22 protein-coding genes are annotated in these 22,370 nt (G+C 45.5%); 4 read left to right on the top strand and 18 right to left on the bottom strand.

What is annotated here, in order from left to right; translation table 11 throughout:
- The first annotated feature begins 248 nt into the window (after nucleotides 1-248).
- Nucleotides 249-1,610 carry a TrpB-like pyridoxal phosphate-dependent enzyme gene (locus tag L6475_RS09465; protein ID WP_237819376.1) on the top strand — a complete coding sequence of 454 codons (1,362 nt, stop codon included), beginning with the start codon at nucleotides 249-251 and terminating at the stop codon, nucleotides 1,608-1,610.
- A gap of 44 nt (nucleotides 1,611-1,654) precedes the next feature.
- Here the strand turns inward: L6475_RS09465 and L6475_RS09470 are convergent, their stop codons facing one another.
- Both L6475_RS09470 and L6475_RS09475 read right to left on the bottom strand, forming a co-directional pair.
- The gene (locus L6475_RS09470) at nucleotides 1,655-2,758 is read right to left on the bottom strand and encodes a cation diffusion facilitator family transporter (RefSeq protein ID WP_237819377.1); all 1,104 of its coding nucleotides are present in this window, start codon (nucleotides 2,756-2,758) and stop codon (nucleotides 1,655-1,657) included.
- 10 nt (nucleotides 2,759-2,768) lie between these two features.
- On the bottom strand, nucleotides 2,769-4,979 hold the full coding sequence (locus tag L6475_RS09475) for a helix-turn-helix domain-containing protein (RefSeq protein WP_237819378.1): 2,211 nt from the start codon (nucleotides 4,977-4,979) through the stop codon (nucleotides 2,769-2,771).
- A gap of 107 nt (nucleotides 4,980-5,086) precedes the next feature.
- Between L6475_RS09475 and L6475_RS09480 the strand changes: the two genes are divergently transcribed.
- Nucleotides 5,087-5,758, top strand: coding sequence for a YraN family protein (locus L6475_RS09480; RefSeq protein WP_237819380.1), 672 nt, complete (start codon nucleotides 5,087-5,089; stop codon nucleotides 5,756-5,758).
- Between the two features lie 622 nt (nucleotides 5,759-6,380).
- Here L6475_RS09480 and L6475_RS09485 read toward each other — a convergent pair.
- Nucleotides 6,381-7,457, bottom strand: coding sequence for an IS110 family transposase (locus L6475_RS09485; RefSeq protein ID WP_237819382.1), 1,077 nt, complete (start codon nucleotides 7,455-7,457; stop codon nucleotides 6,381-6,383).
- A gap of 438 nt (nucleotides 7,458-7,895) precedes the next feature.
- Here L6475_RS09485 and L6475_RS09490 point away from each other — a divergent pair, with 438 nt between their 5' ends.
- Both L6475_RS09490 and L6475_RS09495 read left to right on the top strand, forming a co-directional pair.
- A complete protein-coding gene (locus L6475_RS09490) occupies nucleotides 7,896-10,034 on the top strand; it encodes an LruC domain-containing protein (protein WP_237819384.1) in 2,139 nt (712 codons plus the stop codon).
- A gap of 262 nt (nucleotides 10,035-10,296) precedes the next feature.
- On the top strand, nucleotides 10,297-10,683 hold the full coding sequence (locus tag L6475_RS09495) for a rhodanese-like domain-containing protein (RefSeq protein WP_237819387.1): 387 nt from the start codon (nucleotides 10,297-10,299) through the stop codon (nucleotides 10,681-10,683).
- Here the strand turns inward: L6475_RS09495 and L6475_RS09500 are convergent, their stop codons facing one another.
- From L6475_RS09500 to L6475_RS09570, 15 genes are all read right to left on the bottom strand, one after another.
- On the bottom strand, nucleotides 10,684-11,091 hold the full coding sequence (locus tag L6475_RS09500) for a hypothetical protein (RefSeq protein ID WP_237819388.1): 408 nt from the start codon (nucleotides 11,089-11,091) through the stop codon (nucleotides 10,684-10,686).
- Entirely contained in the window at nucleotides 11,078-11,638 is a 561-nt protein-coding gene (locus L6475_RS09505) for an RNA polymerase sigma factor (RefSeq protein WP_237819390.1), read from the bottom strand. Before L6475_RS09505 ends, L6475_RS09500 begins: the two co-directional genes overlap by 14 nt.
- Before the next feature lie 42 nt (nucleotides 11,639-11,680).
- The gene (locus L6475_RS09510) at nucleotides 11,681-12,841 is read right to left on the bottom strand and encodes a hypothetical protein (protein WP_237819393.1); all 1,161 of its coding nucleotides are present in this window, start codon (nucleotides 12,839-12,841) and stop codon (nucleotides 11,681-11,683) included.
- Between the two features lie 141 nt (nucleotides 12,842-12,982).
- Entirely contained in the window at nucleotides 12,983-13,594 is a 612-nt protein-coding gene (locus L6475_RS09515; RefSeq protein ID WP_237819395.1) for a uracil-DNA glycosylase family protein, read from the bottom strand.
- Nucleotides 13,595-13,724: 130 nt separating this feature from the next.
- On the bottom strand, nucleotides 13,725-14,477 hold the full coding sequence (locus tag L6475_RS09520) for a DNA alkylation repair protein (protein WP_237819397.1): 753 nt from the start codon (nucleotides 14,475-14,477) through the stop codon (nucleotides 13,725-13,727).
- A gap of 25 nt (nucleotides 14,478-14,502) precedes the next feature.
- Nucleotides 14,503-14,874: a four helix bundle protein gene (locus L6475_RS09525; protein ID WP_237819399.1), complete on the bottom strand. Its 372-nt coding sequence runs from the start codon at nucleotides 14,872-14,874 to the stop codon at nucleotides 14,503-14,505.
- Between the two features lie 61 nt (nucleotides 14,875-14,935).
- Nucleotides 14,936-15,394 carry a thioredoxin-dependent thiol peroxidase gene (bcp, locus tag L6475_RS09530; RefSeq protein ID WP_237819401.1) on the bottom strand — a complete coding sequence of 153 codons (459 nt, stop codon included), beginning with the start codon at nucleotides 15,392-15,394 and terminating at the stop codon, nucleotides 14,936-14,938.
- Between the two features lie 50 nt (nucleotides 15,395-15,444).
- A complete protein-coding gene (locus L6475_RS09535; RefSeq protein ID WP_237819403.1) occupies nucleotides 15,445-15,786 on the bottom strand; it encodes an MGMT family protein in 342 nt (113 codons plus the stop codon).
- A 147-nt stretch (nucleotides 15,787-15,933) separates the two neighbouring features.
- Entirely contained in the window at nucleotides 15,934-17,232 is a 1,299-nt protein-coding gene (locus L6475_RS09540; RefSeq protein ID WP_237819405.1) for a VapE domain-containing protein, read from the bottom strand.
- A 57-nt stretch (nucleotides 17,233-17,289) separates the two neighbouring features.
- Nucleotides 17,290-17,625 (bottom strand): hypothetical protein, encoded by a 336-nt coding sequence (locus tag L6475_RS09545; protein WP_237819408.1) that lies wholly within the window; start codon nucleotides 17,623-17,625, stop codon nucleotides 17,290-17,292.
- A gap of 12 nt (nucleotides 17,626-17,637) precedes the next feature.
- Nucleotides 17,638-18,501: a Bro-N domain-containing protein gene (locus L6475_RS09550; protein WP_237819410.1), complete on the bottom strand. Its 864-nt coding sequence runs from the start codon at nucleotides 18,499-18,501 to the stop codon at nucleotides 17,638-17,640.
- Nucleotides 18,502-19,007: 506 nt separating this feature from the next.
- Nucleotides 19,008-19,619 (bottom strand): superoxide dismutase, encoded by a 612-nt coding sequence (locus L6475_RS09555; RefSeq protein WP_237819412.1) that lies wholly within the window; start codon nucleotides 19,617-19,619, stop codon nucleotides 19,008-19,010.
- 120 nt (nucleotides 19,620-19,739) lie between these two features.
- Nucleotides 19,740-19,970, bottom strand: a complete 231-nt coding sequence (locus tag L6475_RS09560; RefSeq protein ID WP_237819414.1) for a hypothetical protein — start codon at nucleotides 19,968-19,970, stop codon at nucleotides 19,740-19,742.
- A gap of 13 nt (nucleotides 19,971-19,983) precedes the next feature.
- Entirely contained in the window at nucleotides 19,984-20,853 is an 870-nt protein-coding gene (locus L6475_RS09565) for a hypothetical protein (protein WP_237819416.1), read from the bottom strand.
- A complete protein-coding gene (locus tag L6475_RS09570; protein ID WP_237819418.1) occupies nucleotides 20,850-22,223 on the bottom strand; it encodes an LA2681 family HEPN domain-containing protein in 1,374 nt (457 codons plus the stop codon). The genes L6475_RS09565 and L6475_RS09570 overlap by 4 nt, the downstream gene beginning before the upstream one ends.
- Nucleotides 22,224-22,370 lie beyond the last annotated feature (147 nt).

The following is a 22,370-nucleotide window of genomic DNA, read 5'->3' on the forward strand; positions in this document are numbered from 1 at the left end:
GCTATTTTATTCCTATTCTTGATAATCGTAAAACGGCTGCAAAGGTAAACAAAAAAAATGCTGTACTCTACAAGAGTTGATAAAAAATCTTGTATATTTGCAAAAATGAAAATATATACATTAAAAACTGCAAGAAAAACCATTTTTACCCAAGAAACTACAAAAAAATTCAATCATTCTTCTTTCGTCTGCAAATAATACTGTAAATTTGCATGCATATTCACAAATCATATTATCCTTTTACAATTATGAGCAAACAAAAGAAATTTATTCTACAAGAAAATGAGATTCCCACACAGTGGTACAACATACAGGCCGATATGCCCAACAAGCCTATGCCTCCTATCCATCCGAAGACCAAGCAGCCATTGGGCGTTGATGATTTGGCACACATTTTCCCACGCGAATGCTGCGTACAGGAACTGGATACCGAGCACCGCTGGATAGACATTCCGGAAGATGTGCTCGAAAAATATAAGTACTACCGCTCTACCCCTCTGGTTCGTGCCTATGCACTCGAAGAAGCATTGGGTACCCCTGCTCATATTTACTTTAAGAACGAATCGACCAACCCGTTGGGGTCGCACAAGATCAATTCTGCCCTGCCCCAGTGCTACTATGCCAAACAGGAAGGCACCACCAATGTGACTACTGAAACAGGCGCTGGACAATGGGGAGCCGCTTTGAGCTATGCAGCAAAAATCTACGGACTGGACTGTGCTGTTTATCAGGTAAAAATTACTATGCAGCAGAAGCCCTACCGTTCAAGCATCATGCGTACTTTTGGTGCTGTGGTAGAAGGCTCTCCCTCTATGTCAACACGTGCAGGAAAAGACATTCTGACACGCGACCCATTGCACACGGGGTCACTGGGCACTGCTATCAGTGAGGCTGTTGAACTGGCCACCACTACCCCCAACTGCAAATACACCTTAGGTTCGGTGCTGAACCACGTAGGTCTGCACCAGACCATCATCGGCCTGGAGGCAGAGAAGCAGATGCAGATGGCCGGTGAGTATCCCGATATCGTGATTGGCTGCTTTGGCGGCGGATCAAACTTCGGCGGTATCTCTTTCCCCTTCATGCGCCATAACCTGAGCGGTGAGCGCCATACCGAGTTCATCGCTGCCGAACCCGACAGTTGTCCAAAGCTCACTCGCGGACAGTTCCGCTATGACTTTGGTGACGAGGCCGGCTATACGCCCCTACTGCCCATGTACACACTGGGCCACAATTTCAAGCCCAGCAACATTCACGCCGGCGGACTGCGCTATCATGGTGCTGGTATGATTATCTCACAACTCATCAAGGACGGCTACATGCATGGCGTTGACATTCCCCAGCTTGAAACCTTCGAGGCCGGTATGCTCTTTGCCCGCACAGAGGGTATCATTCCTGCCCCTGAGAGCACACACGCCATTGCCGCCACCATTCGCGAGGCCAATAAATGCAAAGAGACTGGCGAAGCGAAGGTGATACTTTTCAACCTCTCCGGTCACGGACTGATTGACATGCCTTCATACGAGGCCTTCATCAAGGGCGATCTGCAAAACTATTCACTCTCTGATGAAGAAATAGCCAGCAATGTCGCAGAGTTAGACAATCTTTAAAAAAATACAGGTGAGTATTTTCGTAAATACTCACCTATTGATAATTACTCGCTGTAGTTATGATCAGCGATGATAGAGAAATGATAGTCGGGGAACTGCCTGTGCAGGGCCCCTTTTATTTTTTCTATGAAAGTGGCAGCATTTTTCACACTCTCCTCAGGCACCACATCGAGCGTTATCAGATTGCGGTCCTCATAGTGATAGAAAGCATGTACTTGCATCACCCCCTCCTGACTGGCAACAAAGGCCATCACGTCATGCTGCAGCCTGCCACTATCGCCATGATCGGTGCAAACAGCATAGATGCCCACTGTGAGAATAACATGAAACTGTGAATAGATACGTTGGGCAATGCTACGCGTCAGCCTGTGTATCTCATGAGCTGTCATTGTTTCATCCACACTGACATGCAGCGAACCTATGATGGTGTCTGGTCCATAACTGTTCATAATGATATCGAACACACCATGCACCTCTTTAAAACTCATCACCTCCTTTTTCAGCTGAGACACGAACTCGGGCGAGATACGACTGCCCAACAGTTCGTTGATAGGCGACGAAAGCATTTCATAACCGGCTTTTAAGATAACAATCGAGATAAGCGTACCGAAAATGCCATCAAGGTTGACATTCCATAGCAGCATGATACCCGCAGATACCAAAGTGGCCAGGGTTACTGCAGCATCAAACAAGGCATCGGCACCACTGGCTATGAGTGCATCGCTTTTCAGACGCTCGCCTGTTGCTTTCACATATCGTCCCAATACCAATTTCACGCCAATGGCCACGATAATCACGATGAGTGTCACCGTAGTATATTGCGGTTCAGTAGGCTCAATAATTTTCCTTACCGACTCAATCAGCGATCCCACACCTGCCATCAACACAATGATGGCAATGATAATGGCACTGAAATATTCTATTCGTCCATGACCGAAAGGATGGTCATGGTCAGCAGGTTTGCTGGAAAGTTTGGTACCCACAATGGTGATAACAGACGAGAGCACATCGGTCAGATTGTTCACTGCATCCATCACGATAGCCACTGAACTGGCAGCCAAACCTACTGCCGCCTTGAAAGTGGCCAGCAACACATTGGCAGCTACACCAATATAACTGGTGCGGATAATTTGTTGATTTCTATCCATAGTTTGTTTTCTATTTAGTTCTCATACGGTCCATCATCAGTCGTATCTCGTCATAGGTGACATCGGGCTGACAAAGATTTTTAATAGCAGTGGTGCCGTCGGCAGTCCCTATTTTATGGATGACTGCCATTATATTCTGCTGATGTTCAGGCGCCACAAGCGCATTGAGCGAAACCTCGCCAGAATCCAGATATCGGGCCAGGTGTCCCAGAATAGTGCCAACGGTCAGTTCACGTTCCTGTGCAATCTCCTCCGGTTTCTTTCCCTGCAGATAAAGGCCAAGGCTCACCTCCCAAGTTTTGGGTTTCTTCGGGGCTGGCTGCGCACTTACAGAAGCTTTCTTCGTTCTCTGTTTCCGTTTTTGTCCTTTCTCCGGCATATCAGCATCAATGGCATCGAGCATTGACATTTGCTTTTCCTTCAGATAGCCACTAACAGTAAACCCATATTCGGCAATCTTCTTCAGCAGATAAAGGCGCGAGAGCCATGTCTGTCGCTCATCGCTCAAGGCATTACTCAGTCGGCGCGAAGCCTGTTTGTTTCCTGTTTCCACCTTGCCCGTGAGTTCCAGGGGCTTAGCAAAGATATTATTCAGTTCGTCGGCAAAATAGTCGGCACTACGCTTCACTCGCTCCAGAAAGTCGGCATCACGCAACTGCCCAATGGGCATCGCCTGGATTTTCTGCTGCCACTTCGAGGCAACCATCATCACTTTCTGCTGAACATCCTGCAAGGTCTGGTCATGCAACTGCTTCAGTGAAGCATGACTGTGATAAAAGAACTCTGCGAAAATACGTACCATCGTTTCCTGTAAGAACAACAATTGCCGGAAATCGAAAAGTTGTAGCAACAGATAGCGCTCATATTCCTGTTTCAGCAAAGGCAGTTGGGCAATACTTCGTTCAGCCTGATATTCCTGCTGAGCAATATACTGATCCACCCGCTCATCGTTGATGATGGCATGCGCCTGAAGGGGCGAGGCCAATACAAGACCTTCGAGGGTGCGGCAACGACTCAAGGCCACATACACCTGACCGGGAGCAAACGATTGGTTGGCATCAATGATGGCACGGTCGAAGGTCAATCCCTGACTCTTATGAATAGTAATAGCCCATGCCAGTCGCAAGGGCAACTGCTTGAAAGTTCCCTGCACCTCGGCCTCTATCTCACGCGTTTTCTCGTTCAGGGTATAGCGGGTATTCTCCCATTCCAATGGTTCCACTTCGATCGGTTCAGCATCACCCTCACAATAAACAGAGAGACGGGTATCGCCAATCTCTACCACCCTACCGATACGCCCGTTATAGTATCTGTGTTCGGCCGATGCATCGTTCTTTATAAACATCACCTGCGCTCCCTGCTTCAGTTCCAGCGTCTCCGCTGTTGGATAAGAATAATCAGGAAAAGTGCCTTTCACCTCGGCACGGAAATGATAAGAAGGGCCTGGCAGTCGCCTCAACTCAGACTCATTGTATGAATTGGCCAAGTTGTTGTGAGTGGTCAGTCGGATAGCCCCTAAGCCCCCTAAGTTAGGGGGTTGGGAGTCTGAACGACCATACTTGGCATCCAGAACACGAGAGTTTAAGGATTTCAGCGTCTCTGCCGAGGGATGTCCGTTGCGCACTTCATTAAGCAGCGATACGAACGACTCATCCTGCTGACGATAGACTTTCTCCAACTGAATGGTTACATAGTCTATCTGTTGCAGTGCTTTTGAACCGAAGAAATAGGGAGTATCGTAGTAGGGCTTCAACATCCGCTCGTCCTCGGGCGTCACCACTGGGGTCAGCTGAGCCAGATCGCCAATCATCAGCAACTGTACACCGCCAAAGGGAAGGGCATGGTCGCGAAAACGACGAAGCACACTATCAATAGCATCCAGCAGATCGGCACGTACCATCGAAATCTCGTCGATGATCAACAAGTCGATAGAAGAAATGATTTTGCGTTTCTCACGCCCGAAATCAAACTTGCTCTCCACCTTTGCTCCTGGCACGAACGGTGAGAAGGGCAACTGGAAAAACGAATGGATCGTCACACCGCCGGCATTGATGGCTGCCACGCCTGTAGGAGCCACAACGATAGGACGCTTGCGCGACTGTTCTACCACTTTTTTCAGGAAAGTAGTCTTGCCGGTTCCGGCCTTACCCGTGAGGAAAATACTACGTCCTGTGTTCTCCACAAAATCCCATGCTGTCTGTTTTTCGTCGTTACGCTCCATTTCTGTTTTTGCATTTTGCATACAAAAGTACAACTTTTTAGAGAAATACAATACGAAACAACTCATTTTAGAGAAAAAAGATTATCTTTGCACACAAAGAACAACCAATGACCGCCAAAGAGATATTTGAACTTCGCAAAAGCAAACGGGTGAAAGAAGCTTACGAAGCCGCCCGCCAACTATATGCCTCAGACAAGAGTCCTTATGCCTCATCGGCTATGTTCTGGACTGCTGTCGATAAACTCAAGCAATGCATTGAAGAGGAAAACAACGACGAGGCAGCAAAAATCATGAAAGCCTTGGAACGCCTGTTTCCCAATGTGCCCGACCATGACGGATGGGTGAAAAGTGCCTTTGAACGCTGTGAGCGACTCATCACGAATAGCCACAACAAAAAGAACGGCTACAATGAGATAGCCGAACACTCACAGATGGGCATCTGGGGCGAGGAGGTGGCTGCCGACTACTTGCGCGAAAAGGGATTTATCATTTTGGAACGCGACTGGCATTCAGGCCATCGCGATCTCGACATCATTGCCCGAAAGGATGAATTCATTGTTTTCGTTGAAGTGAAGACACGCCGCAACATCAAATTTTCCACACCCGAGCAAGCTGTTGACTGGCAAAAACGACGCAACCTTCGCTTTGCCATCAACCACTATATTAAATTCCGCAGAATAGCTGATCCCATTCGTTTCGACATTGTCACCGTTGTAGGAGAAATGGGACTTCCCCACCCCATCATCACTCATTTTGAGGATGTTGAAATCATGAGATAATTCGGGTAACTAGCAAATTCCAGTGTTTGCCTTACTTCGCATTATACAAAAACCTTCAAAACCGGGAGAAATAAAAACATGTTTTTTAGATGGCTGAGGTGCATCCAGCTTTTGGCTTAGGCAAGAAAAAGTGCATGAATATGAACCTCACCGCGAGAAAAGATTTTTGAATGATTATCTTTTTTTGATTTTTCGTTCGATTTTGAGGAGTGAAACGACGACCAAGAGTTTTTGGACGCTACGCTTAAAATCTGACGAAAAATCTGTTTTTAAAATCTTTTTTTTCTGTTTTTCTTCTATGTTGCATTCCAAATAATTGGAAAATATTTATTGTTTATTAACTGTTTGTTATCAATCGCTTGCGCGAAATGCATTAGTACGATGACTTTTGAAGAAGCCGTAACTATCACCCCAACGCTTACGTTGGGTACAGAATGACTACCGACAACAGACCTACCAGACAAACTTCTATGAGATGAAACGGCAAAGCAAGACCGCCCATCAATTTACTTCTTCAGAATATATAGTAAGACGCAACAATCTTTTTGAAGAGGATGTAGTCAAAGCTACACCTCAAAAAAACGCAGGAGTCGTCTTGTGAAGTTGTCTGATAATCCGTATGTCAATTACCCGTTTGGTATGGTACATATTCCTTTTCATTCTTCAGGACGGAGAAGATGATGTTGGAAAGCTTACGTGCTATCCTCACTATCGCCTCCTGTGGTTCCATCCTCTGTTTGTACTGAAAATATTGCGTTCCAAGTCCCGCATCCTTGCCGATGGTAATCCATGCAGCCTCGATAATCATGGGGCCAAGTTGCTTGTTCCCCCTGAAAGTCTTCTCGCCATGCACGGTCTTCTCACCACTGCTGTGGCTTGTAGGGATCAGTCCAAGGTAGGCGGCAAACTCTTTCTCGTTGTGGAAACGTTTCACGTCACAGACCTCCGTCAGGATGCACATCGTGACTATGATGCCGATTCCGGGGATTGTCCTGAGCAGGTCATGCCTGTGCTTGTATCGTTCTGTCTGGCTCATCTTGCGCAATTGGCGAGTAGCCTCCAGCAATGTTCCTCTAAGGACCTCTACCTGCCTGATGAGCAGGTCAAGCGAAGTTCGTGTATCTGACATCAGCCGCACATCGTTCATCAGCCAGGTGATAAAAGCCCTTGACCAGTGTGTCTGCTTCCTGGAGAATCGTTCAGGGAATTCTACTCCATGACAATGCAGCAGGTGCTTGACTCTCGACTTGTATCCGCTGAGTTGCTTCTGTATTGTCTTGCGTATGCGGACAACAGAGCGATCGTCAATGTACTGCTTCTCTGGAACATAGTTGCCCTTGAGCAGACCTGCCTTCAGAGATCTCGCCAGTTTTACGGCATCCACCCTGTCTGTCTTCATCACCTCTTCATACTGAGTCGTCGGAACATCGGCTGCATGAATCACCATACAGCCAATACCGACTTCCTTCAATGCATAATAAGTGGAGTATCCACTGAAGCCAGACTCATAGACAGCCTGATAATCACCATCCGGGTAATTCTTCTTCAAAAAGTCAAAGAGATCTTTTGCTGAAGGCTTCTGGGAATACCTCTTTACAATTCCGACTTCGGGGGCTATTGCCACCTCCCAATTCTTAGCATGGACATCAATTCCTACGAAAATCTTTTGTCCTTTGAAAGAAATTTTGTTCCTTTGCATACTGGTACGGTATTTAATTGTGAAAGTATCTTGTTTTTTGCACTTACAAATATACAATCCAATTATTATCGTACCAAATCTTCTGCCTCTTTTTTTCCTCGCGAAGCCTCTTTTCACGCAACGTGAGATGTAGAGGTTCTAGAAGCGTAGCGAAGAGGTTCTCTGCACCTCACGGTGCGGAATATTTCACTGCCTAAGGACTATCCCCTATCGGCTTATTGGTGTTTCCGACTGCAAACATAGTAACTTTTTGTCTGGTTTTGGTGAATAATACACATGTTTCTGCAGGTGACCCGATAATTCCCTCTTATCCAAAATTGTCTTTCTCAAGAATTTGATACTTTTTTCGATAATTTTCTATTATAATATGGTATAACTCGTAAAATAGTATTAAATTTGCAGCAAAATGGAACATATTAAAGACAAAAACTAATAATAATGAAAAAATTACTTATTCTTGCAGCAGTCCTTGCCATCGTTTCTTCGTGCAAGGAAAAAGACCTCTATGAGGGGCCACAAGACATGGCGATGACTTCAAATCCGTTTGATTTCTCGACCATAAAGAGTATTGATCTGACTGTTGACTACTCGGCTTATGAACTTAAAAGCCCGGTATTCTTCAGTATCTACACTGAGTATCCTTTCACTGGTGAAGACGAATCATCAACACTGAGAGAAGATTTGCTTCCCATCTATGAAGGTTTTACCGAACCCGACGGCAAGTTTGCTCAGAACATCAATCTGCCTGCGTATGCCGATTACCTCTATGTGGTGACAGGAAACTTCCGCATTCAGAAAACAATGTCAGGTAAGGTGGTTGACGGCAAGGCTATGTTTGTTGCCTCCAAGACTAATAACACCAAACGCGCTGCGCGTCGTGCTGCCGACGTTGGCGGTCCTCTGACCACAAGCATGCAGACACTCTATCAGTTGTCGAACATGGTAAATGTCAGCACGGGCGATGATACTGGTGTACAGATCTACAAGCCTTGGAAGGTTGCCTTGGGCGAATGGGACAGCCAGAGTGGTCGCCCCGCCTATCTGTTAGACAAAGAGACTGCCGATCCCAGACTTCTGTTTACCGACGAAGAGATGGATGGTCTCTACGAAACAGTTTCAAATGCCCTCGTAGCCAGCAAGACCTGTCATGATGTGTATCGTGCCCAGGCCGATCTCACCTTGGAGAAGGCATCAGACGTAACAGTGACCTTCCTTGGAAGTATGACCTGCTGGAACAACTCATTGGGTTACTATTACTACCATGAGGATGAGGTACCCGTAAAGCCTGAAGATTTGAACATCATCATGCTGTTCCCAAATATTCAGGACGGTTTATGGGATCGTGACTGGTTCAAGAAAGTTCCCAACTTCTATGGCAACATCTCTTTGGAACGCGGCGACGTTGTACAACTGATGTACTATCCCAACATTGCAAATGGCGATATGTCTGGTGCTACTACCGTATTCCCCAAAGGAACAAAGATTGGCTTCATTCTGAAATCAAACGGCTGGGGCATGCAGAAGACTGTTGACGGAAAGAAGTATTTCAACAACTACAACGGCTTTGGTTCAGAGATGCCATTGGCTCGCCAATACAACGTATGGGCTACATCTACCGACGGACTTTCATACTGCAACACCAGTGGTTTGAATCCTGCCGACTGCCAGTATCAGAATCCTGACGGTCTGAGCCGTACAGCTAAGTTCGCTTACAAATCGACAGAATCTGGTCAGGAGTATCCTATCGTGGGCTTTGAGGATGCCTGCAACGACCTCGATTACGACGACGTGATCCTGGCCTTGAAGCCTGCTGATGTGTTTGCTCCACTGCCTGTTGTGGAGGACAAGAAGACTACAACCGTAGGTGTATATGCCTTTGAAGACCTTTGGCCTGCAGCCGGCGACTACGACATGAACGATGTCATGGTTGAGATGGCACGCGAAATCACTTACGAAGTTACCAACGGTACCAGCTATAAGGTAAAGAAAGAAACTCTCAAGTTTACTACCGATCAGAACTACGTTACCCGCACATCTGGACTGGCCGTAACACTCGGCATCAACTGGAAGACCACCAGTATCAACATGAAGAAGGTGGCAGCCAACAGCAACGACACCATCGAAACGACTTTCCAGAAGGATGGTTCTGTTTATCTGCTCACCAACGATGTAAAGGGTGAGTTGGGTACTACCTATATCATCGAGATCAACTATGATGGCGGATTCAACGTGATGAGCAAGACTGCTACTGTGAAGCCATTCATCTTCCGTGACGAGGCTGAAGGCCGCTGGGAAGTACACGTTCCCTTCGAGGCTCCCACTAAGAATATGAACACCAGCCTTTTCGGCACTGTTGACGACCGTTCTGTTCCTGCCGAAGGCAAATACTTTGTTCGCGACAGTGATTATCCCTTCGCTTTCTATATGCATGGTGTTCAGTTGGCCAACTTCAAGGAGACTATTTTGAAAAAGGATAATGAAAGAACAAAAATCAGCGATATCTATCCTACTTTCTTGAACTGGTCACAGTCAAAGGGTAATAATAATGCCGACTGGTATTTGCATCCTGCTGAATAGACAAAGGATTCACATTATAAAAACAAAAAAAACTTCGAGGACTTTCTCCCCGAAGTTTTTTTGTTCATTAGCGCTGACAACAATGCATCTTATGCTCCAAGACTTCTTTAAAGGAAATGGCCCTGTTAAACCCCTATTTTAAATTTTGGCCATTATTTTTCAAATTTTGGCCAAAATTTTGAGAATAATGGCCAAAATTTGTTTTAGCTGAAAAATGAATACGAAATAATCTATTACCTTTGCAACTATAATAGAATAGAAAATGAAAAAGTTATTTTTAGCTTTTATGACACTGCTTGGGCTGACAGCCTGCGGTCAGGAGAATTTTGAGAATGTGGATGTTGCCGGTTTTGACTCACTGAGACAGGAACCCAACGTCATAGTACTGGACGTGCGCACGGCCGAGGAATATGCCGAAGGCCACCTTGCAGGCGCACTGAACATAGATCAGGGAGAGGACGACTTTGAGGCAAAGGCAAAAGCTACTTTGGAAAAAGAAAAGACCATCGCCGTTTATTGTCGCAGTGGTCGCCGCTCGGCATCTGCCTCCAACCGTCTGGCTGCTGAAGGCTACAAGTGCGTAAATCTGAAAGGGGGCATCATCGCTTGGAAAGATGCCGGTAAACCCGTCGTCACCGACAACAATTAATCAGTTTCTGACCAGAAGATCATAGCGAATCTGATCGCTGGACACGGGCCTACCTACCACCGGATGCGTACGGCGCACTGCAGGACTGTGGCGAACACCCTTGCTATCAGCAGGTACTGGTACAGGAGCAACCGTTTGAACGGCAGTATCCTTTACCGTTGGTTTTACCGGCACTTCTATATAAACTGTATCAACAAGGGATGTCAGGGCAGCAGTATCTTTCATATTGGATTGTGTCCATAACCCAAAGAAGAAACCGATGAGTGCTGCAGCCGGGATGGCAACGAGCCACGAAGGCACAGAGAAATGACGGTGATGATGCGGCCAAGGACGTACATGCAATGCACTGTTCTCTTCATCACGCAGTTGGCGAGCCATTTGGGCAATATCTTGATTATCTATTTTCATACGCTTTCAGTTGTAGTTTGATGATGTTCATTGTTTTGTGCAGACGCGACTTCACCGTACCTTCAGGCAGGTCTGTGATCTGCGCTATTTGGGGAACCGTCAGTTCTTCTTCATAATGGAGGGAGAAAAGCATCGCATAGGGCTCGGGCAGATTCTTGAGTACGCCACTTAACGCATCGTGCAGGTTCTGCATGTCCAGTTCGACCTCAATATTACAATCGTCAGGAATATCCTTTTCATCGGAAATAACGACAGGTTGCTGACTGCGAAGATGATTCTTGACAAGGTTATAGGCTATTGTATAAAGCCATGCCCGGAAACTACGTCCATCGCAGTAGGTCTCACGGGCAGCATAGAGTCGAAGGAAAGTGTCGTGTACAAAATCAGAAGCTAAATCAGCATCACTGCCCAGTCGGCGAGTGAAGAATCCCTGCAACCGTCGGGCATGACGGTTGTAGAGTTCTTCAAAGGCACGGTCGCTGCCATGAGCAGCCCGCCGCATCAGTTGTTCATCGGTCAGTGCCGAGAGTCTCAAGGGTATCAACATGGGTAACACACGGATTTATGGTACTTACAGATATCACTTTCATCAAGGATTGACCAGCAGATTTCTGATTTCTTGTTTACGTTCTTCATCCATTGAAGTATTGTCGATACTTGACACCAGCAATCTCATCAGCCAGTCGTAGCGTTTCTGGTCGCGCTGGGCATAATAGGGCAACAGATCGGCCAGCAATACTGCATAGTTGGCAGAGAGTCGCTGTCCAGAGGTCCATTCCGGACGGAACGACACCAGCAGATATTCCAACAGATAGCGTTCCTCAACATTACGGCGCTTTACAGCCAAGTTGTCATAAGGCTTTTCAGAATATTTCAGCAGCAAACCTTCATTGTAAAGGTTATTCTTCCAAGGCTGCATTGTGGTTTGAGGCGTTGTAACTGAGAAATAGACCTTACTCCCATACTTGTCAATGATAGCCTGTAGCAATGCCTGCTCATTCGTATCATAGTCTTCCTCACATGTAGGCTCTTTCAAAACAGGCTGCTCAATATCTAACTTTTTGAATAGCCAATCACGATACTCCTTCACCACAAGGAAAGGTACACAGACAATGGTCTTGTCTTTATGCATGCCCATGCCTTCCTGGATGAGCCACTTAGGAATGATGGCCGCATCGCCACTGCTCAGATAGATACCGTTCTGATCCATACCTGCCAATTCATTATAACTGTAGCGCAACACAGCCTCCGAATAGATTCCACTATCAAAATAGCGCTTTGCCAAAGGCTTCATACGAGTCTCATCGCCCTTCATGGCCAGATAGCACACCCAGCGGTCGTAGTCGAAAAACTGCATCTCAGCAGGCAACTTAGCCAGCGCAGCCTCAGCATATTTGTCACCATCCGTCTCGCCGGTTCCATGACCGCTGACAATGGCGCTATAGGCACAATAATTATAGGTATAAGTGTCGGGGATGGCCTCTCCCATCTCGCGAATAACCTGTTGCGCCGTTGTGTCATTTTGGTTAAACCATAGCATATAGCGGGCTGCATGGTAGTAGTTCATCCATGCCTCTTCGTTGGAAGGGTCTTTCTCGATCACGTTTTTCCAAGCCTCTTTCTGTTCCACATACCATACGAAGTCTTTCTCTGTCACGATGGGACTCTCCACGCGCACGGCCCGCTGCTGAGCCGAGATATGAAGACTGAATGCCACAAAGGCGGCCAACAATATATTTTTTCGTTTCATTGTTATTTCTTTTTTTATTCAACGTTTTTGATGTACTGTTATTGCGCAACACATCTATGCATACACCGAAGAATAAAAAACGTTCAAAGAAATAAACTTTTTTTACAAATATCGAGTAGATTGGCTATCGTTTGTTTTCTTTCAGGGCAGAAGTCCTACTGAAGAAAACATCTTCCTATAACACTCCACCTTCTTATCAAAAGCCAGAGGATAGGCACGGGATGAGGACGGAAGACGATATAGGGAAATATTGGTGAGGGGAGTTGATACAAAAGTGTTGACTTTGGGAATTTCAGGAATGCCAAGCGAAGCACAGATGGTTTCGGTGGCTTTTTCGCCTGTGGTGACGATAGCGCGAAGATGGGGCAGTTTTGCAATAAGTACACGGATGTCTGTAGGCTCTACCACTTCCAGAAACTTATCGGAGGCATTGTCCTTCAGACGGCGTACAGCCGTGGCGGTATCAAAGAATGCGAGACCCTTTTCTTGGCAGAAAGCCACTACCTCTTCTATCTTAAAGCGCTTAGCTTCCATATCAACAAAGTGGTTTTTGTCGCCAAAGAATATCTGTCCTTCGATGCGCCAGTGGTCATTGATAAAGTTAGGATAATAAAAGTCCATACACCACCGTTTGCGCTGGGGTGGAAAACTGCCCAAGAACAGCACCCTCGCATTCTCAGGCAGGAAAGGCCGCAATGGATGGTACTCCACACCATCACCGCTCCGCAAAATATTATCCGTATTTAACCACATATCACATCAATTGTCCGCTCGGCTCGTCCAAGAATTCTCCGCTCGGCTTCGCCGCTTGGCTCGTCCAAGAATTCTCAATTATCAATTGTCAATTATCAATTATCAATTATCAATTATCAATTATCAATTGTCAATTCTCCAACCACTTTCTCCGTTCCTTTTCGCTCATCTTCTCGATAGCATAGCGAAGCATCGTGCGGGGCATCTCATGCACATGCTGTTGCAGAAAGTCGCGAAGCAAATCCATCGAGCATCGCTTCCCCATCTCTCTGAGCATCCACCCCACAGCCTTATGCATCAGATCATGCGGATGGTGCAGATGTATCTCCGCATAGCGCAAACACCACGAGGGGTCTCCCATCTGCGAAGTCTTCCACGTACAAACAATACTCATTCGCTGTTTCCACAGATTATCGCTTGCCGCCAACTCATCAAGCATCTGACGTTTCCAGTCTTCCCCCTTTTGGGGGGATAAGAGGGAGGCGCCCAGTATCTTAGGTGCCGACAGATCCACCAAGTCCCAGTTATTCGCTCGCTCCGCATATTGCAGATACATCGCCAGAATCTCATCCCGCTGTTTGATAGCCTCCGCATCATTCGCCAATCGCTTGGTGGCTAACTTCTCAAATTTCGCCACCAGAATCAGCAATCCGCAAAGCCTCACCTCATGCCATTTCGACATTAGCAGTACAGGAATCTCGCTTAAGGGAAAGTCCTTCCAGATGTTCTTCACCACCTCTCTCGTCTGTGGCACTTTCAGTCCTAAGAACTCATCGCCTTCACCATACTCACCTGGTCCCGTCTTAAAGAACCCCATGAGTACCTTCCGCTGCTCCTCATTCCGCAGCGACTCCATATAGCTTATGATTTCCTTAGCCTTCATTATTTTAATTGTCAATTATCAATTGTCAATTCTCAATTATTTTTTTATCGCCTGTCGCTTTGAGTTTTTTTATTATTGAAGTAAGTAACTTAATGAGTTCAGCACAATCCGAATTGACAGACTCATACTGTGTGTCATCCAAATAATTTGTTGCATGAAGGAGGTCAAGCCAATATTCTGTTTCATCAGCCTCTTTCAATGCGATATTCAGTTTATTCAAGAAGTCCATACGCGATTGAGCATTTTTGCTTTCACGAGTATTCGCTCCTATACTTGTACCACATCGAAGTAATTGCTTCGACATGACATATTCGTTTTTTTGCTCTGTCAGGAATTTATAACATCCTACAATACGAATAGCAAAATCCCTACTTTTAATTTGAATCGCATTCGCCATAATTATCAATTGTCAATTCTCAATTATCAATTCTCAATTCTCAATTATCAATTCTCAATTATCAATTGTCAATTCTCAAAATTTGCTCCGCATGCTCTTTGGTTTTCACTTGCTTGCCAGCGAAGATCCGCTCAATGACACCCTCCTCATTGAGGATAAAGGTGGTGCGAATAGTTCCCATGGTCTTCTTGCCGTACATATTCTTCTCGCCCCAGGCACCCATGGCTTCTAACAGCTCGTGATTGATGTCAGCAATCAGTGGAAACGGCAGTTGGTGCTTCTCCTTGAACTTCACATGCGAAGCAGCAGAGTCCTTACTCACACCAACGACCTCATAGCCTTTGCCCTGCAACTCACTATAATGGTCGCGCAGGCTGCAAGCCTCAGCCGTACACCCGCTCGTATTGTCCTTCGGATAGAAATACAACACCAGTTTCCTACCCTTGTAATCACTCAGACGGATATCCCGTCCCTGTTCGTCCTTGCCCAGAATCTCGGGCGCCTTATCACCTATATTCATATCAATAATAATTTTTCAATTATCAATTATCAATTGTCAATTATCAATTATCAATTGTCAATTATCAATTCCCAAAGGAACCTACTCATATCCACATGCCCATTGGCTTTAAATCGAACGCCCTCTTCCTCCAATAACTCCCGTTGCTTACTCCACCCAGGAGCCGTGCGTCCTTCTTTATTCACCACCCGATGACAGGGCAACTTTTCTGCTTCAGGGGAGTACCTCAGCGTCCGCCCTACCATCCTCGAATGACTTGGCCATCCCGCCAGCGCAGCGATATGCCCATACGTGGTCACCTTACCACGAGGAATCTGACTCACGATGTTCAGCACATCCTCACCAAACATCCTAGCCTCTTGCGCCGTCATCTTATCGGGATAGTCCTTCATTCCTTTTTGAATATATGTTGCTGCAAAAATAACAAGAAATTTGCAAAACTTATCAGAAAACCGACTTTTTCTTCATGAACCTCCATAAACGAGACATCCCCCGACTCAGCTCATGAAAAGCCGAATCGGGGGATGCCCATATATTCCTTATTTACTGATACCTAGCAGCGGTGACCTTCCTGTCAATAATCTGCCAAAGTGCTGCAAGATGATTTCCGAGATGCCGCCAGTCATCGAGCTACGCAACTCGGAGGGGAACCCGCGATAGTAGGTCTGACCTGCGTGGGACTTGCCTTCAAAGCCGAGCTCCTTGAGGACAATACCAAGATGGACCTTCGTGCTGTGATCATTTTTGATAGAGGGATACTCCCGCCTTACGAGGTCTAATATCTCGCTACTTTTCATTCGTATTCCCTTCTCATTTTCTTTGGGCTTGCGGATGCACACTTCGAGCACCTCTGCGATGTCTTTCTGATCCATGTAGTTGAGGTTCAACTGCTGGATGCGCTCCACCTGGGCATTATTATACCAATAAGGTGATTTCAATTCACGAATCTCATAGAGCACCTGAGCATAGAGCTGTTCGTAGTCGATGTCGCCAGTATTGTCGATGTACTTACCCTCTGGAATGGAGAGACAGATATAGCGTCGGCTACCCGTGACATCTGAAAGAGGATGGGGATTATTTGTCGTTGCAACGAACGAGGCATAACGGGGACGGTCGTCCTGCGAGGCTCCAAAGATAGTACGTCCGTTCACTTTACTCTTTGAGAGAGTCTGCTTCAGGGAAGCTTGCTGACTGGGACGGATGGCATCGAACTCATCAAGGTTGACGATGAGATTGTTGGTCAGCGCCATCTCCTTGTCGAACTTGTTGGAGAGGTTCAGATGATCCAGGAAATACTCGCGCAGCTCAGTTGGCAAGAGACGGGCCATGAAAGTAGTTTTCCCACATCCCTGCGCACCTATTAAAGTAGGTACACATTCATTTCCATGCATGGTGTCCATCTGAAGCCAATGAGCAACGGCTGAGCGAAGCCAAACCGAAAGGAACTCCATCTGTTCGGAAGTGGTGCCAGGGATTCGTCCAAAAAGCTGGGCAACATGATTCGTACCGTCCCATTTGGGCAGACGATTAAGATAACTGCTGATGGGGTTGAACGTCTCGATCTCATCAGACTGCACATACTCCGTAATGTCCGTTCTGGGACTTCCTTTCTCGCAGATTTGCTCTCGCTTGGCTCGGATAATGATTGAATTGAGCGCCTTGGTTGTAAGGATGCGCCACCCAGGCATCCCTTCAGCAGGCAGGGTCGCAAACTCTACCTTTCCGCTCAGCACATTGAAACGGAAAAGGTAATTGTCTTTCAGAAACTGCTCAACGGCAAGTGTTCCTTCCAGTGAAGCATTCATCGCCTCACCATGAATAGTAAGATTTTTACTCATGATAAATAAAGATTTTAGTGGGTATTTTTCAGGCGAAGATTAACTTATGGGTGTTTCTCATAGTATCAAGCCTTTATCAATTGCAAAGGTACAAGATTTTTTGCTGCGAAACAAAAGTTTCGTTGAATATGGTACGTTTTTTAAGTTATTATAGAAATTGTTGGGAGGAGCCTCAGGGTAAGTGATGAGGGTAAGAGTGCCACGGGGACAGGTCAGCGACATCCATTTTCCGCAGGGTTTCCCGTCGTCATTATACCGCACTCGCATTCTGTCGAGAGTATTAATGAACTGCCAGCAATCCTCTTCGTCCTCAAAGATATTCTGATGATTAATGCCACGCATCATCACATGAAATATCCCAGTACCAGATTCTATCCTTGCCCTACGTGGCATGATATGACAATCTCAATCTTCGTTATTCTCCTCTTCCGGCAGCGCCTGTACATCCCCTGCTGGTGGCAAGTAGTCCGCCGCCTTAGCAGAAGAAATCACCGAGTGACCTACTCGCTGCTCCAGTTGCTTACGAGCATCACCTGCTATCTTGCTGCCTTCACGAGCCACAGCCGCACTTTGACGGAAACCCTTCGGATTCTTTGATTTGCTAATCTCAGTAACCGAAGCCTCTGCAAGCGTATTCAGCGCCAACTCAATGTTGGTCATGTTATCCCGCAGATTCTCCTTTTTCAATCCCTTATAGTGTTTGTACTGTCTGGTAGTCTTACCACTCCAGCCCTGTGTAATAATGTCGGTAAGCGAAGCATACTGCTGACCTTCCTTCACACCAGCTCTGTCCCATTCATCCGTCAATTCCTTACGAACCTCGATGCTACGCAATCGCTGGTTAATCCATTTGTCACTATATCCCAGCCTTCGGTAATCAGCGTATGCCTGTTCAAAGTTCAGTTCCGGGTCTTGCATCTGGTCGATACGCTGTGCAGCAACTTCTGCCATCCACTGCTTGAACGGCTCAGCCTTCTTCGAAGGGATACTCTGGATAATGCGGAACACGCCCTCCATCGTAGCAGCCTGCGTGTTGTAATACTTGCCATCCGTTGCCTGCATTCGAGTGGGGGTACAAATTGTACCCCACCTGGCATCAAGTTCAGGATCTCGCTTTCGCATCTTCTTGATATACTGCTTGACATCTACACTATCCGTCAGAACCTCAACTACATCTGTCACGCTAAAGAACCATTCCTGTAGTTCATCATTCCACACGGTACGAACCTTCTTCTCTTCAAATAACTGTATCTGATGCTTCTGTGTCATTTTTTAATCAAACTTATGCAAATACAACGATTATTCTTCGCAATTATTGTCCTAAGAAGCAATCATCCTGCAAAGCTTATTCCCTCATCTATACACATTTTTTTCAGGCACATAAAAGCGTGTATAGAAGTACCTGTCCCCCTGATTCCGCTTTGATTATAACTATGTAATTAGTTGAGAATTTGAAGAATTACACCATTTTTGATTTCTGATGCCGCAGACCTGTCCCCTGGCATCTTCAGGGTAAGTGACGTGGGTAATGCTAGAGGAGTGTTGGGGGGAGTGTTGGGAACATCAATCTTTAGATTTTATCGGGGGATTGAAAGAATTTGGGGTGAGTGTTGAGCGTTTTATAACACACATCCCCCAACTCAGTCCACGAAGAGGCCGATCATTAATCGCTTGCCTCAACAAGAACTGATCTGGGGGATGCCCATATATCACTTGTGTTATGAAGCCGTCCATCAACGACTCCACATCTTACTTCAGACATCAGGCTTCATACATCATCCCTCATACCTAACTGCGATAACATTCCAATCGATGATTTGCCATAGCGTGGCGAGATGAGCAGCACGGCGGTTCTGATAATCCAGATAATACGCATGTTCCCAGACATCAAAGGTCAGCAAAGGTTTCAATCCCTTCACCACAGGATTAGAAGCCCCCTGCTCCTGAGTGATAACCAAGTTGCCATCAGCATCTGCCGACAACCACACCCAGCCAGAGCCAAACAGTCCCACACCTTTAGCCTCAAACTCAGCCTTGAAAGCCTCAATGCTTCCCCACTGCTTCTCAATCTGCGCAGCGAGTGCCCCCTCAGGCTTCTGCTGAGCCTCACTGGCAGGTTTAAACTGCGTGAAATACAAGTTATGGTTCAGTATCTGTCCTGCATTATTAAAGACAGCTCCTTCACTATGAAGGACAAGTTCTTTAAGTACCTCGAGTTCTCCAAGACTCCCCTCGCTCTTCGGAGATGGGACAGGGGGAGAGGCTAATTTATTAAGATTATCAACGTAAGCCTGCAGATGCTTCCCATGATGGAACGACAACGTCTGCGCACTGATCACAGGCTCCAGTGCCTCCATCGCATAAGGTAATTCAATTAGTGTAAACATAGACTATTGATTTTAAAATTAGTATTAAGTTTTTTGCAATTCCCTTTATATATCAGATCTCTAACATCTTATATCCCCCTTACATCTTACTTCTTCCATCATCCATCATCCTTCTTCCTTCTACTCATACTGATTTTTCCTCCTATATTGTTCCATCAGCCCCAGAAGTTTTCTGAACTTCTCCACCCTCTCAGGCTTCATAGTTCCAGCATTCATCACCTTCCTGTTTGCCTTCAGCCAATTAAGCATATCATGCTCCTCAATCCGATGCTTCGACGGATTCCGATGGTTCTCCTCCAGAAACTCCATAACCTCATTATATCGTACTATCCAACGTTCGTCTTGCGTCATTGCACTTCACTCATTAATACAAGAAAACATTCTTCCCTTGTAGTTGTAGGGCTGTTTCTACAACAAAAATATAGCAAGCTTTGGCCGTTGCTTCGTCATACCTCTCTTTCATCCCTACATAGTAATCATACTTGCCATCAGGACTGCCCCACCATCTATTCACAACAGGCCCCATCGCAATAAAGTCGCTGTATTTGAAGTAGTTTATTCCTAAACTCATTACCGATATGGCTTCGTTTAGCCCTCGAACTGCCTCTTTAAGTGTTTCTAGATACTTGTCTGTATTGTCTTCAAGATGGGGATTCTTAACACTCTCCAATACTGACGCTGGCCCGGATTTCAAATTGAATCCTCTATCATACTTCTTATGATACTCTACCATAAACACTTTGAAAGCAATCTGGCACTGAGCCTGTGCATCCCCATATTTCCCTTCGTCAAGATATTCATGATACTTCTTCAGATAATCCCTAACCAGGGGATAAGTTATCAGCACTTCGAGTGACACATCCTCTAGTTTACATCCAAAAAATAATGGTGTGTTATGCTCAAAGAAATCTATCACATTCACCCTTGTCATTTCCACGTCAAGAGATGATGGCATCTGCCCGTGATGCTTTAAACTGACCCTTCGTGAGTTTAGGCTATCCATCTGGGGCTTATCCTGCAACTGAGGCAACTTTGTATAGTAATCCATGAACATAGTGTTCCTTGGAATCTGCACGCCCTGTTCGTCAGCACATAGTTTCATAAACATCTCTACGCTATCATGAAAAGGCAGAAGGCATAGTCCATTCATGGGTTCTCCTTCAAAAGACAACGCCTTTCCCTTCTCAAACAGATGGCGTATTACCGCTAATCGCTTTGCTGTCAATTCAGTCATAACCGTTCCTTTTTGTCATATTCTGCATGCATCACAAAGTTACACAGATAGATGATTGCACATCTCACCAATTGCGCTAATCTTATAGTGTTTATTTCCAGTTCTCGCTTCGATATTTGCAATTGATAGTTATCATATGTCATTTCACCATCCCTGATGACTATCACCTTATGCTCAATAAAGTTGCGTATCCGCTGCAAATCCTTAGTCTGTTCGTCTATCACATAATCAAAAGACCTACTTCCATAAACATCAAGTTTAATATTATACAAAGCCAACAATGATAAATTTTGAGGATGGGCCAGAAATTCCTGTCTGATACGATTACTCTTTTTTTCCGTCCATATCGTTGCAAAATCCACTTGATGAACCTGCAGCGGCAGTTCCAGATACGCTTGAAGAAAAACAGCTATCTTATCAAGTATAGAATAGAAGTTTTTGTAGGTCATTTTTATCAGCTCCACATTCAATTCTCCGCTACCATATATCGCTAAGAAAGTAAGCCGTCGCGTTTCTATAAAGGTGTTCTTTATTTCTGAAAAAGAAGTCTCGAAAAGCTCTCGTTTCTCTTGTGTGTCACAAATATGCTGAAGTTTTACATTATCTGCAACTGACAACATTGACGCTGGTTCCAAATCGCAGTATCTATTTATACGCAAAAGATTTTGGTTTACCCAGCACTGATAGTCACCATCTTTCATTTTTGAGAAATCAGCCATAGGTGCATCTAACGATGGAACTGGGCACCCACAGACCTTATTCATAAGCGCTGGTGCAGTCCTTACGAATTCTTTGGGGTGTTTCCACATCAGTATCTGAGCTTTTCTTACTATCCATGGTTCCTCTTCTGTCCAAAAAGCGTGCATATTTGCATACGAATAACCTTGGTTTATCTCAACCATTTTTTTATTCTCTTCATCCATAGCAGCCAACCTGTAATACTGTTGCGCCTCGCAGAAGCGCCCCACATGATCGTATGCATTGGCCAAATTCAAATATGCTTTACACCAATGTTTAAATGCAGTCCAATACAATGCTGCCCATTGCTCCTTCTTAACGCGAGAAACCACACAATGCAAATTGTGATAATAGCTTATCTCTTTGTATATGTACTCGTTGTCGTAGTAAGCCTTAGTGGAGTCTAGATTCTTATACTTTAAGTTTCCGTATGCCGCCCCCAATGCATTATATGCCAGCAACTGGTTGAACATATTCTCTTTCGTCCAATCAATACTCTCAAAACGGGATAGTTCTGACATGAATATATCCTTGTCTGCCCTACCATCGTTATACAAATCCACAAGAGCAGAGAACTTCTCCAGTTGTTCTGACATCTCGTTGATTTCTGATTGTTCTGTTGATAAATTCATATAAGTCCCGCCTTAATAAAAGAAACTCCAGCCTGTTTCAACGCTCTCCATTCGCCTTTAAGATTACCAAATGACAATGCTTCATAACAGAACAACCAGTAGCGATCCATATCTACATCTTTCAACCTTAAAGCCTCTTTCTTTAAT

Source organism: Prevotella sp. E9-3 (assembly GCF_022024015.1).
Taxonomy (GTDB): Bacteria; Bacteroidota; Bacteroidia; order Bacteroidales; family Bacteroidaceae; genus Prevotella.